Source organism: Ercella succinigenes (genome assembly GCF_900002895.1).
In genome coordinates this window covers 1-12,339 of sequence record NZ_CDHP01000073.1, presented here as the reverse complement: position 1 = coordinate 12,339, position 12,339 = coordinate 1, and the positions used below count along the sequence as shown (strand labels likewise).

12 protein-coding genes, 1 tRNA gene and 2 rRNA genes are annotated in these 12,339 nt (G+C 38.3%); 2 read left to right on the top strand and 13 right to left on the bottom strand.

Annotation, left to right across the window (positions count from 1 at the left end; translation table 11 throughout):
* Positions 1-66 precede the first annotated feature (66 nt).
* The 3 genes from AC0KSB_RS15380 to AC0KSB_RS15370 all read right to left on the bottom strand — a co-directional run bounded on the left by AC0KSB_RS15380 (position 67) and on the right by AC0KSB_RS15370 (position 3,458).
* Complete coding sequence (locus AC0KSB_RS15380; protein WP_472310735.1) at positions 67-759, bottom strand: L-ribulose-5-phosphate 4-epimerase; 693 nt, start codon at positions 757-759, stop codon at positions 67-69.
* A 37-nt stretch (positions 760-796) separates the two neighbouring features.
* Positions 797-2,284, bottom strand: a complete 1,488-nt coding sequence (locus tag AC0KSB_RS15375; RefSeq protein WP_472310920.1) for an L-fucose/L-arabinose isomerase family protein — start codon at positions 2,282-2,284, stop codon at positions 797-799.
* Positions 2,285-2,357: 73 nt separating this feature from the next.
* Positions 2,358-3,458 carry a substrate-binding domain-containing protein gene (locus tag AC0KSB_RS15370; protein ID WP_472310733.1) on the bottom strand — a complete coding sequence of 367 codons (1,101 nt, stop codon included), beginning with the start codon at positions 3,456-3,458 and terminating at the stop codon, positions 2,358-2,360.
* A gap of 244 nt (positions 3,459-3,702) precedes the next feature.
* Here AC0KSB_RS15370 and radA point away from each other — a divergent pair, with 244 nt between their 5' ends.
* Both radA and ispD read left to right on the top strand, forming a co-directional pair.
* Positions 3,703-5,103 (top strand): DNA repair protein RadA, encoded by a 1,401-nt coding sequence (gene radA / locus AC0KSB_RS15365; protein WP_472310731.1) that lies wholly within the window; start codon positions 3,703-3,705, stop codon positions 5,101-5,103.
* Positions 5,104-5,125: 22 nt separating this feature from the next.
* Entirely contained in the window at positions 5,126-5,854 is a 729-nt protein-coding gene (gene ispD, locus AC0KSB_RS15360; protein ID WP_472310729.1) for a 2-C-methyl-D-erythritol 4-phosphate cytidylyltransferase, read from the top strand.
* 9 nt (positions 5,855-5,863) lie between these two features.
* On the opposite strand, the gene ispF is transcribed toward ispD, so the two are convergent.
* From ispF to AC0KSB_RS15310, 10 genes are all read right to left on the bottom strand, one after another.
* The gene (ispF, locus tag AC0KSB_RS15355; protein WP_472310727.1) at positions 5,864-6,370 is read right to left on the bottom strand and encodes a 2-C-methyl-D-erythritol 2,4-cyclodiphosphate synthase; all 507 of its coding nucleotides are present in this window, start codon (positions 6,368-6,370) and stop codon (positions 5,864-5,866) included.
* A 4-nt stretch (positions 6,371-6,374) separates the two neighbouring features.
* Positions 6,375-8,045, bottom strand: a complete 1,671-nt coding sequence (locus tag AC0KSB_RS15350; RefSeq protein ID WP_472310725.1) for an AMP-binding protein — start codon at positions 8,043-8,045, stop codon at positions 6,375-6,377.
* A 17-nt stretch (positions 8,046-8,062) separates the two neighbouring features.
* Positions 8,063-8,644, bottom strand: a complete 582-nt coding sequence (locus AC0KSB_RS15345) for a helix-turn-helix domain-containing protein (protein WP_472310723.1) — start codon at positions 8,642-8,644, stop codon at positions 8,063-8,065.
* Between the two features lie 224 nt (positions 8,645-8,868).
* Positions 8,869-9,363: a thioredoxin family protein gene (locus AC0KSB_RS15340; protein WP_472310721.1), complete on the bottom strand. Its 495-nt coding sequence runs from the start codon at positions 9,361-9,363 to the stop codon at positions 8,869-8,871.
* Between the two features lie 5 nt (positions 9,364-9,368).
* A complete protein-coding gene (locus tag AC0KSB_RS15335) occupies positions 9,369-10,244 on the bottom strand; it encodes a P-loop NTPase (RefSeq protein ID WP_472310719.1) in 876 nt (291 codons plus the stop codon).
* Between the two features lie 40 nt (positions 10,245-10,284).
* Positions 10,285-10,884, bottom strand: coding sequence for a class I SAM-dependent methyltransferase (locus AC0KSB_RS15330; protein WP_472310717.1), 600 nt, complete (start codon positions 10,882-10,884; stop codon positions 10,285-10,287).
* Positions 10,885-10,942: 58 nt separating this feature from the next.
* The gene (locus tag AC0KSB_RS15325) at positions 10,943-11,521 is read right to left on the bottom strand and encodes a QueT transporter family protein (protein ID WP_472310715.1); all 579 of its coding nucleotides are present in this window, start codon (positions 11,519-11,521) and stop codon (positions 10,943-10,945) included.
* Positions 11,522-11,665: 144 nt separating this feature from the next.
* Positions 11,666-11,741 (bottom strand) — tRNA-Asn (locus AC0KSB_RS15320).
* A 6-nt stretch (positions 11,742-11,747) separates the two neighbouring features.
* A 5S ribosomal RNA gene (gene rrf, locus AC0KSB_RS15315) occupies positions 11,748-11,864 on the bottom strand.
* 142 nt (positions 11,865-12,006) lie between these two features.
* Positions 12,007-12,339, bottom strand: a 23S ribosomal RNA gene (locus AC0KSB_RS15310); the annotation flags it as partial.

Genomic DNA, 12,339 nt, shown 5'->3' with positions numbered 1-12,339 from the left:
TTTTTTTCTACATAAGCTTTTTGTTAAATTTTTTAGAATTAATTTTTACAACTCAGACATAATGATTTATTTTTGTCCATAGTACGCATTTTTACCATGTTTACGAAGATAGTGCTTGTCCAAAAGATGCTGATCAAGCGGTTTAAGGTCAGGTGTCAGCTGACGGCTATTTAAGGCCATCATTGAACATTCATCAAGAACAACTGCATTATGAACTGCATCAGCCGCATCCTTTCCCCATGTAAACGGACCATGACCTGCAACCAGAACTCCTGGCACAGCAACAGGATCAATATTTCTTTCTTTAAAAGTTTCAACTATCACTTTACCTGTATTAAGTTCGTAATCATTGGCAATCTCTTCTTCGCTCAAATGTCTTGTGCAAGGTACGGATCCATAAAAATAGTCAGCATGTGTCGTACCATATGCCGGCAGATCCTGGCATGCCTGTGCCCATATCGTAGCCCATCTGGAATGTGTGTGAACTATACCGCCCAGCTTAGGAAACTGTCTGTAGAGTTCAAGATGTGTCGCTGTATCACTACTTGGTCTGTAAGTGCCTTCAATAACATTTCCATCAAGATCGAGTACAACCAGATGCCTTGCTTCAAGTTTTTCATAAGGCACACCACTTGGCTTTATAACAACTCGATTGCGTTCACGATCAATAGCACTAACATTACCCCAGGTAAAGACAACAAGATTATGACGGGGCAAGTCAAGGTTAGCCTGTAAAGTCTGCTCAATTAATTTATCCATAGTTTTTTCCTTTCACAATCAAAAATTTCTTACATAATCAGGCAAAAGGATTTTCACTTGGGTAGAGCATTCCTTTCGGCTGATTAAATGCTATATCTTCTATATTCAGATATTTTACTATTGAGTAGAGAGTTTTGCCAGCTTTTGCCAAAACAACACCTGCATGATGTGGATAGTTTTTCTCAACCAGAACATGGCGGTAAAATCTGCCAAACTCAGGAACTGCAAATACACCTATGGCACCAAAAGAGCGAGGATCAATATCTAAAATTTCACCCTCAGCTATATAACTTCTCATTTTGCCATCAGCTGTTGACTGTAATCTAAACAAAGTGGTTGCCCCCGGATTGATTGAACCTTCAAGTGTTCCACGTGTAATATCAGGTTCTGTATCAGGTTCAAGGCTCCTTTTCATAATAAGCTGGTATTTCATAGCTGCTGTTCCCGGTTTAAGCATGCATGAAGCAGTATTTCCACAATGGAAATTCATTACCAGATCTGTAAGCTGGTAACCTTTTACTATTTCAGGATTAGAATCAAACATATCCTGAGGTACACTGTTGTTAATATCAAGCAAAGTGGGGACTTCAAGTGTAGCACAAGCAAGAATAAATTCTGACAAGGCACCATAGATATCCGTTTCACAAGAAACCGGAATACCTCTCGCAGCAAGACGACTATTAACATAACAGGGAACAAACTTGAACTCTGTCTGGAAAGCCGGCCAACATTTATTAGCAAATACTACGCTATCTGCAGCACCTTTGTTCTCCTGATACCAGTCAATCAGAGTAAGTTCATATTGAGCCAGTCTTTCAAGTATGCCAGGGTAATCATTGCCTGCACCAAGCTCAGAAGCCATATCCGCAACTACATCAGCAATTCTAGGGTCACCTTCATGCTTCTGGTATGCTACCAGGAGATCCAGTTCTGAATTTTCCTGAATAGTCACACCTAAATCATATAGACCTTTAATTGGAGCATTACAGGCAAGAAAATCATATGGTCTGGGACCAAAACTGATTACTTTTAATCCTTTGATACCAATAATAGCACGTGCAACAGGTTCAAATTCCTCGATCATATTACAAATTGCTTCAGGATTGCCAACAGGATATTCAGGAATATAAGCTTTCAGGTTTCTTAAAGCCAAATTATATGAAGCATTAAGCAAACCACAAAGAGCATCTCCACGACCATTCATAAGGTTATCCTGAGTTTCCTCAGCTGCTGCGCAGTACATAGCAGGACCATCAAATTCTTTTGCAAGTAAAGTTTCTGGACCTTCAGGACCAAAATTGCCTAGATAAACGATTAAAGCATTGGCACCCTGCTCCTTTATTTCAGAGAGTGCCTTTCTGGCATCAAGCTCATTCTCAACAATAGTTTCGGAATAAACCAGATTTTTATTCTGCTCTGTAAGTAATTTGACAATCTGATCACGTCGTGATCTGGACAACTCTACAGGGAAACAATCTCGACTAACCGCTATCAATCCCAGTTTAACCTCCGGGATATTGCTGATCAATACATCTTTGTTCATTTTAATATTACCTCCAATTTATTATGATAACCGGTTTAACCGGCAGACCAACATTTCAAAGCGTGCTAAGCCCGTATACCAGCTCAGCAGGCATTTCTAAAATTTCTGCCTTACTTCCACCAATCAAAGAGAGAAGCTGCTCCACGGCTTCTCTGCCTAGATCAGAACAAGGATGCTTAATAGTTGTAAGATAAGGTTTTACTTGCTCATCATCTTCCAAATTATTAGAAATTACTTCACCAGAATTTGATAACATATTTAATCTCTCCACAGCATCAAATCCCGTTATGGCAAAGTCTTCCGGTATTTTTAAACCTTTTTCAAAAGCACATTTCATAACAATTTCTGCAGTCATGTCGTTATAACAACAAATTGCTGTTATCTTGTTAGCTATAACTTTGTTAAGATAATCATTAATTTTTTTAATAAAACAGGTGTTTAATTCAGAAGACTTAAACCAAATTACCTGATCATCATTAAAAACCATACTTTTATCTGCTATTTCCTGCCGATAGCCTTTATAACGCCTGATGCCTTGTGTCATATCTGAACAGAATACTCCACCTATTGATCTATGACCTTTTTCGATCAAATGTCTTGTAAGCATAGCCATGCCTTCTACATCCTCTGTCAGAACCATCCCTGCATTTTCCATTGGCAAAGAGCTGTTAATCAGCACAACCGGCAGATTACTTTGCTTTACCCTTTGCAGCAGTTGATCATCAGCTCCTCGATCAGCAGTAAGAGCAGGTTCCCAGATTAAACCGTCCAGTTTCTGAGACAAAAGATAATCTATGCTGCTTTTTTCCTGCAGCAGGTCATTTCTGCTTCCTGTCAAAACCAGGGAAATATTATTCTCACCTAAACTCTCATCTATTCCTTTTATTATGTCTGGGAAAATATATGTATCAAGATGTGTCATACATACTCCGATTCGGCGGGCATTGCTATTTACAAAAGTTCCACTTCCCTGCTTTCTGATTAGTACACCCTTGGCTACCAGTTCTGTAAGAGCATGTCTTGCAGTCTGACGGCTGATGCCAAAATCGAAAGCCAGTTTATTCTCAGAAGGAGCCTTGTCTCCCGGCACAAGCTCTCCCCTTTTTATCAGATCAAGTATATGATTTTGTATAGACTGATATTTAGGGGACTGCAAAACAAGCACCTTCTCTCTAAAATACATTTACAAGTTGTACATACAACTGAGTTGTATCTGTATTATAAAGGTAGTACCATTTGGTTTTCAAGCAAAATTTTTGATAAGTATTTATACATTATGCACAATTATATTGTTATAATTATTGAATAAACTTCTTAGCCAAAAAAGCAAATCACTATTTTATGATATCTTGATGTAGTGATTTTCTGACTATATAAAGAATTATACGAGGAATGATAACATGGCAAAAACAAAAACATCTTATTTTTGCACTGAATGCGGACATGAAACAAGTGGCTGGCTCGGAAAATGCCCTGGCTGCGGTGCATGGAATACAATGCGAGAAGAGCTCAAAACCGAGAAAAACAGCAAAAATAACTCTCGAGGCAGCTGGATATCTGATGGTAGTGAAAATAATGAAACCATAGAAAAAAGACTTAAATCCGTTGAGGATATAGATACTATAGATACCCTGCGCGTACCAACAGGCTTGTCGGAACTTGACAGGGTTCTTGGAGGAGGTCTGGTCAAAGGTTCACTCGTTCTTATAGGAGGAGATCCAGGCACAGGTAAATCTACTCTTTTGCTGCAAACGGCAGGTCTTTCTCCAAAAAACTCTAAAACTTTGTATATTTCAGGTGAAGAATCCTTACAACAAATCAGAATGAGATCTGATAGATTAGGTGCAGGTAATCCAGGAATAAGATTACTTGCTGCAACTGAATTTTCTTCAATAGCAGAAGCAATCAGCAAACTTAAACCGGATTTAACGATAATTGACTCTATCCAAACAATGTATGCGGATACTGTCAGTGCGGCGCCAGGAAGTGTTAGTCAGGTCAGGGAGGTTACTGCCGGGCTGCTAAGAATTGCCAAACAGCTTCAGACTACGATAGTCCTTGTAGGGCATGTTACCAAAGATGGGTCAATTGCCGGACCAAGGGTTTTAGAACATATGGTAGATACCGTTTTATATTTTGAAGGGGAAAACCTGCAAAACTACAGAATGCTGCGAGCCGTAAAAAACAGATTTGGTGCTACTGATGAGCTGGGTGTGTTTGAGATGACAGAAAAAGGGCTGTTAAGTGTTGAAAATGCTTCAATGGCAATGCTTGCGGGAAGGCCAATCAAGGTTGCCGGATCTGTTATAACCGCCTGTCTGGAAGGAACAAGACCACTTCTTATGGAAATTCAGGCTCTTGTTAATGAAACGAGTAATAATTTCCCGCTTAGAATGGCTCAGGGGTATGATAGAAACCGCCTTAATATGCTTCTGGCAGTTGCCGAAAAATATTTGAAAATCGGGTTTCAAAATTTTGATGCTTATATTAATGTAATTGGTGGTTTGAAAATCAGTGAAACAGCTGCAGATCTTGCTATGTTAAGTGCAGTTTTATCAAGTGTAAATGATAAAGCTGTACCAGATCGAATTCTTATATGCGGCGAAATAGGATTAACAGGTGAAATACGATCAATTACTCAGGCAGACAAAAGGACTATGGAAGCCAGCAGGATGGGCTTTTCTGGTATAATTTTGCCTTCGGGAAATAAACGGCAACTTGAAAACACATCACTGCCTGACGATTTCAAGATTTATTATGTAGACAATTTAAAAGAAGCATTTGATATTATTTTTGCTTAATGAATACGAAGGATGGTTTAAGATGAATTTTTTACCTGAGCAAGAAATATATGTACTAATTCCAGCAGCAGGCACAGGCAGCAGGATGGGAAGCAGAAAAAATAAGCAATTTCTGAAAATAAAAGGAGTGCCTACCATAATTCGAACAGCATTAATATTTGATCAAATGGAAAAAATTAATGGCTTTAGAGTAATTGTTTCCAGAGAAGATCTGAATTCAATGGAAGAACTTTTTGATAAATATAATTTCAAAAAATTTATTGGTTTTTCAACAGGCGGTGAAACAAGACAACACTCTGTATTAAATGGGCTCAAAGATCTTTCCGTATTTCAAAAGCCTTCAAAGGAAGCTTTAGTCTTAATACATGACGGAGCACGTTGTCTTGTAAATACCGAAATAATTAATCGCTGCTTAGCAGCTATAATTAAGTTTAAAGGAACCTGTGGAGCTGCGGTTCCTGTTAAAGATACTATCAAATCAGCAAAAGATTTCATGGTTGATACTACTTTAGACAGGAGTTGTTTATGGGCTATGCAGACACCTCAAGGGGGAGTATATTCAGAACTTTTTTCTGCCTATTTAGAAATTACTGAAAAAAATCAACTTGTGACCGATGATCTTGCAGTTATGGAAGCAGCAGGCTACAAAACCTGGTTATCGTATGGTGATTATAAAAACATCAAAATAACGACTCCTGAAGATCTTATACTAGCAGAAGCTTTTATAGCATATTCAAAAGAGTCTTTTTAGTTCACAATGTCATGAGTCGTCTTTTTTTACTGTAATGATACAAAAGGCTTGCATTCCTTTGCCTAGTCCAAAATCAGTCAATCCTTCACCTGAGGTTGCGGTCAGACCGACAGAAGAAACATCAAGATCTGTTAGATCTGCCACCGACTGACGTATTTGAGGAATCCAATTTTTTAACTTTGGTTTTTTGGCTTCAATACTGATAGATATATGCACAAGCTGCCACTGTCCAAGATCATGCAAAGCAAGTTTGAGATATTCTCTGCTGTCGGTTATTCCATCTTCAAGACATAGCTTATCAGCTTCACCACCAAGTATATTATTACCGGTTATGCCTGAAACAGCATTAGTCAATGCATGAAGTATGACATCGGCATCACTATTGCCTGACATAGGAACTTCTCCTGGCAGCTCAACGCCGCCAAGAGTAAGTTTTCTATTAGCACAATCAAGAGAATCAGTTTCGCAAAAACGATGACTATCCTGACCAATCGAACTGATATAAATATATGACAATTGCTTAACCTTCCTGCTCTTTACCTTGTCTTATTTCAACTCTTCTTATTTTACCACTTATAGTTTTAGGCAGTTCAGTAACAAAATCAAGAATCCTAGGATACTTATAAGGAGCCGTATGCGTTTTTACATATTCCTGTAATTCTTTGCGCAAATCTTCACTTGACTCATATCCTTTTGCCAGAACAACAGTTGCTTTTACCACCTGTCCTCTGACCGGATCCGGTGCTCCTGTTATTGCACACTCCATAACAGCCGGATGTTCCATCAAAACACTCTCAACCTCAAATGGTCCTATTCTGTAGCCAGAACTCTTTATTATGTCATCAGTTCTGCCTACAAACCATAAATAGCCATCTTCATCCTGCCAAGCAAGATCTCCTGTATGATAAAAACCGTCATACCATACCTTATTGGTAAGATCCTGATCCTTATGATATCCACTGAACATACCAGGCATATTTTCACCCTTGCCTGAACCTGTATAAACACAAATTTCTCCTGACTGACCAGCTTTTACGGGTTGACCTGCATCGTCAAGCAATTGAATATGATAAACAGGAGAAGGTTTACCCATAGAACCCGGTTTGGTTTTCATCCAATAATTAGTAACAACTGCCAAAGTCATTTCTGTCTGTCCATATCCCTCTTTCAATTCTAATCCTGTAGCCTTGAGGAATTGCTCATAAACTTCAGGATTAAGAGCTTCTCCAGCTATTGTGCAATGCTGAAGGCTTGACAGATCATATTTAGATAAATCTTCCTTTATTAGAAAACGATAAATCGTTGGCGGCGCACAAAAAGTTGTTATTCTATCTTTCTGAATTTTTCCCAAAAGTACAGAAGGAACAAAACGTTCCATATCAAAGACATAAATTCCAGCTTCCATCAGCCATTGTCCATAAAGTTTACCCCAAACAGACTTCGCCCAGCCAGTTTCTGACACTGTCAGATGTAAGCCATCTGGATCTACTTTATGCCAATACTTGGCAGTAGGTATATGTCCAATAGGATACGTAAAGTCATGAGTAACCATTTTAGGCATACCTGTTGTACCGGAAGTAAAATATAATAACATCATATCATTGTTTGAAGGTGCTTTATCCCCTGTTGGAGGAACAAATCCAGGGGAATTTTCTAAACCTTTTTCAAAAGAAGACCAACCTTCGCGCTCTGATTTTACCATTATTTTTGTAAGCTTACGGCCGGATTCTACTTCTGCCTGGTCCACAAGCTCACTGATATCACCGTCAGATGTACAAACAATAGCACTAACATCTGCCGCATCAAATCTATATACCAGATCTTTAACTTGAAGCTGGTTTGTAGCCGGAATAGCTACAGCACCTATTTTGTGTAAAGCAAGAATAGCAAACCAGAACTGATAATGCCTTTTTAATATAAGAACAACTTTGTCACCCTTATTTATGCCCTGCTGCTGAAAAAACGATGCACAAGCATCACTTTTTTCTTTCATATCCAAAAAAGAAAAGGTATGCTCTTCTCCTTCTTCATTGCACCAGAACATTGCTCTTCTATCTGGTTCTATAGCAGCAATTCTATCAATAACATCATAAGCAAAATTAAATTTTTCAGGAACTTTTAGACTATATTCCTGTATTATTCCCTGAGAATCAGTTTTTTCAACAATATACTCTTTATTTATATTCAACATTTAGCCTATACTCCTTATTAGTATTGATTAGCACATCCACCCATAACAACAGCCAAAAATTTACAGGGATTACCTCCTATTGCCACCATGCCATGTGGTTTATCGGCATCATAGTAAATGGAATCTCCTGCATGCAGAATTTCTTCATGTTCACCAATTTTTATTCTAAGACTGCCGGAAATAATGAAATCCATTTCCTGCCCGGAATGACTGCTCATAGAAAGCTCACAAGTTTCTGCATTTGTTTCATAAGGAGCTGTAACAATAAACGGCTCCGCCAACCTATCCTTGAAGGTATAAGCTAAATTCAGATATTTAAATCCTTTTCTACGTTCTATAGGTAGTCCTTCACCACTTCTTACTAAAGCATATCCACTAAGATGAGGTGACTCCCCAGTTAGCAGATCTGTAAGATCAATACCAAAGCGGTTAGCAGCTTTATAAAGGAAAGTAAAACTAAAATCTTTTTTACCAGCCTCCATCTCAATGTACTCATGCTCACTTAAATCAGTTGCTGCAGCCATATCTGACACAGACAGATTCAGCACATCACGCATTCCTTTGAGTCTTTCACCTATTTCGCGAATAAAATCTTCCATGAAAAAGCCTCCCTCAGAATTTCTGTTTTCTATATAACAAAAAAACAGAATCAACTCTTTTTATGTACGACACTTGTATTTATTACACCATTATAACTGTAACAAAAGGCTAAATAAAATGGCAAGCTTTTTTATTCGCCTGCCATTAAAGAGATATATATTTACGCTTTTTTTGAACGAAAACAATCTGTATCAGAAAAAGGATTACATAATTTAGCGTATGTCTAATCTACATAAGAAGAAATCAATTCATATAGCTCCGAACTTCCCTGATCAGAAAAACCTATCAAAGATCTCTTCATGACAGCATTCTCAACTATAGTAAATTGAGGCAGCTGGTCAACACCAAAATCCTCAGACAATTTTTTCTCCGCATTGGCATCTATCCATAGTATTTGCAATTTGCCATGGTATTCAATTGCCAATTCCTCCAGCAACGGGATAATGAGAGTATTTAATTCTGATTGCGGATTATAAAAAACAACAAGTAAAGGATTATCTGCTTTGGCTATAAGTCTGGAAAAATTTAAAAGCTCTCTGTATATTATGCCATCAAATTCATCCTCTAATTGTTCATAGCTTATAACAGCTGCTGTTGCGGAGTAATTCTCTGCTCCAATGGCTTCATCTTTTTTATTACAGGAAGTCATAGAAGATAATAGAAGTAAGCCTAAGGCCAATGTTAAAGATACGGTTTTTATTATTTTCTCCTTTTTCACTTTTCTCACTTTTCCCTAATTATCTTTTCAATCATTTCTACGGTATTTGTAAGATACTCATTTTCAAAATCTTCTAATTTACCTGAGTCAATACTTTCGGTAAGTTTAGGATCAATAGGCACTTTGTCAAATAAAGGCACATTCATTTCGTCTGCCGCAGCCTGAGTTTTGCCTGCACCAAAAATTTCAATTTTATCCTCACAATCAGGACATTTAACGTAACTCATATTTTCGACAAAACCTGTTATTTTAACGCCCATCATCAAAGCCATATTTCTTGCCTTTTTTACAACCATAGAAACAAGATCCTGAGGTGTTGAAACTATCAGCAGTCCATCAAGAGGTATGGACTGAAATACAGTCAATGGGACATCCCCTGTGCCGGGAGGCATATCAATTAAAAGTACATCAAGACCATCCCAGATAACGTCGGTCCAGAACTGCTTAACAACTCCTGAAATAACAGGACCGCGCCATAAAACAGGAGCTTCCGGATTTTCCAACAGCAAATTAACAGAAACAATCTGTATTCCTTTATGTGTCTGTGCAGGGAAAATGCCATCCTCCTGCCCCTTTAAAGTTCCTTTCATTCCAAAAGCAACCGGAATTGATGGGCCTGTTATATCAGCATCCAAAATACCAACAGTATAGCCTTTTGCAGCAAGATTTCTCGCCAGCAGTGAAGTTACCATTGATTTTCCAACTCCACCTTTTCCACTACATACACCTACTACTGATTTAATATCTGCTAAAGTATGCGGCTCTTCCTTAACGGGAAAATTATTATTTACCTGTTCATTATCCGAACAGCTACCTCCATCTTTAGCAGAAGCACAACCCTGTTTACTAGCACAAGAATCACATGAAGCCAATTGACTCACACCTTTCTAAAATAATATAAACATAACAATTGGGATTATATCACTTCTGCGACTGTAAAATCCAATAACCAGAAGACCTGTTAATAACTTTACAGTTACCAAATAATGATTCTAATTTAATTTTTGCTGACGGTGCACCCTGCTTTTTTTGTATTACGACGTATAATTTGCCATTATTATTCAAAGATCGAAAGGATTCTTCAAAAAATCTAAAAACTGTATTTTTGCCAGCCCTAATTGGTGGATTAGTCAAAATCAAATCAAAACTGCCTTCGATTTCCGCAAGACCGTCAGACTTTTTTATATCAACAAACTGAGTATGATTCAATTTTGCATTTCTTCTGGCTAAAGAAAGTGCTCTCTGATTTACATCGCACATAACAACGTCCAAGGATGGAGAAATTCTTTTCATTACAATTCCAGCCACTCCATATCCACAGCCTAAATCCAGCAATCTGCCTTTTACTTTTCCCTCCTGCTCAATAACAGTTTCAAGCATAAGATTGGTTCCATAATCAATTTGTTTTTGAGAAAATACACCACTATCGGTTTCAAATTCAAAATCCAAACCTGAAAATCTAGCTTTTACTATTCTAAATTTATGCTCAACATCAGGGTTTTGATCATAATAATGTGACATATTTCCCTCCTGGACAGTTTGCATTTATACATACTTTGTATTAATAGCATTGGATTTATTATTTTATGTGTCTGTTTAAAATATTGGTGCGCGCAAGACCGATCATCAAAGGAAATCCTATAAGATATACTACGACAGCTTCACATAACAATATAGATAAGATACTAAGAATAACAGTTCCTAAAGTAATAGCGGCTGAAGAATCGTCAAGCAAAAGAAACGGCAAATATGTGCCAACAACAAGAGCATTAATGGCAACCGCAGGTGTAATTGTAATAATTTTTTTAATAAAATTCAAATTAGAAATAGAATTTTCGCTATACTTATTCAAATTTGCTGCTTGTTGCCTAAAATAAACAGAAATCTTCCACGTCATTACTGCAGAAATAAGGGTTGCCATACTACCACCAAAAATATCTACAGGACCCAAATTATTTGGATTAAGCAGATTAGCCAGCAGACAGCCAATAGTAAGCCCAGGAATCGCTGCAGGTGTTAAAGCAGCAATCACAGTCATTGCTTCTGCCAATCTGAATTGGACTATGCCGAAGCTAAATTGAGCAAAAGGCAGTGTCAATACGACGTAAGCAGCAGCGATTACAGCTGCAAGTGTAAGATAGTGTGTTCTTTTTTTCATTTGAAAACCTCCCAAAAATTTTATGCCTTCTAATAAGGCATACATCATAAGGTGAAAAACAGTCACCCGGAGTAAAAGAGCAAGTTGAGAAATCAGCCGCTCCTATTACAAAAAAGCACCTTAGCAAAAACTAAGGTGCTGATCTGGCTCCTCAAGTTGGACTCGAACCAACGACCCTGCGGTTAACAGCCGCATGCTCTACCAACTGAGCTATTGAGGAATATGAATCCGGCAGAGACCTATCTTCCCGAGCCGTCTCCAGCCAAGTATTGTCGGCACACAAGAGCTTAACTTCTGTGTTCGGGATGGGAACAGGTGTGACCTCTTGGTAATATCCACCGGAAGTGGTAGAGGGAATAAATACACCCTCAAGACTGCACAAGGGAAAGAGAATAAGAAAAAGATAAAACAAAGAATCCGAGCAAAAATATAAATCGGAACAAAATCTGGTATCAGGAACAAACTAGTTTGAACCTAAAAAACTTGTGGTCAAGTCCTCGACCTGTTAGTACCGGTCCGCTACATACATTACTGCACTTACACTTCCGGCCTATCAACCAGGTAGTCTACCTGGGGTCTTACCATTACTGTGGGAAATCTCATCTTGAGGTGGGCTTCACACTTAGATGCTTTCAGCGTTTATCCCTTCCAAACGTAGCTACCCAGCTATGCCACTGGCGTGACAACTGGTACACCATAGGTTTGTCCATCCCGGTCCTCTCGTACTAGGGACAGCTCCTCTCAAATTTCCTACGCCCGCGATAGATAGGGACCGAACTGTCTCACGACGTTCTGAACCCAGCTCGCGTACCACTTTA

Coding starts and splice junctions, on each gene's coding strand:
- AC0KSB_RS15380 (WP_472310735.1), bottom strand. CDS start 759: ATGGATAAATTAATTGAGCAGACTTTACAGGCTAACCTTGACTTGCCC.
- radA (WP_472310731.1), top strand. CDS start 3,703: ATGGCAAAAACAAAAACATCTTATTTTTGCACTGAATGCGGACATGAA.
- ispD (WP_472310729.1), top strand. CDS start 5,126: ATGAATTTTTTACCTGAGCAAGAAATATATGTACTAATTCCAGCAGCA.
- AC0KSB_RS15350 (WP_472310725.1), bottom strand. CDS start 8,045: ATGTTGAATATAAATAAAGAGTATATTGTTGAAAAAACTGATTCTCAG.
- AC0KSB_RS15345 (WP_472310723.1), bottom strand. CDS start 8,644: ATGGAAGATTTTATTCGCGAAATAGGTGAAAGACTCAAAGGAATGCGT.
- AC0KSB_RS15330 (WP_472310717.1), bottom strand. CDS start 10,884: ATGTCACATTATTATGATCAAAACCCTGATGTTGAGCATAAATTTAGA.
- AC0KSB_RS15325 (WP_472310715.1), bottom strand. CDS start 11,521: ATGAAAAAAAGAACACACTATCTTACACTTGCAGCTGTAATCGCTGCT.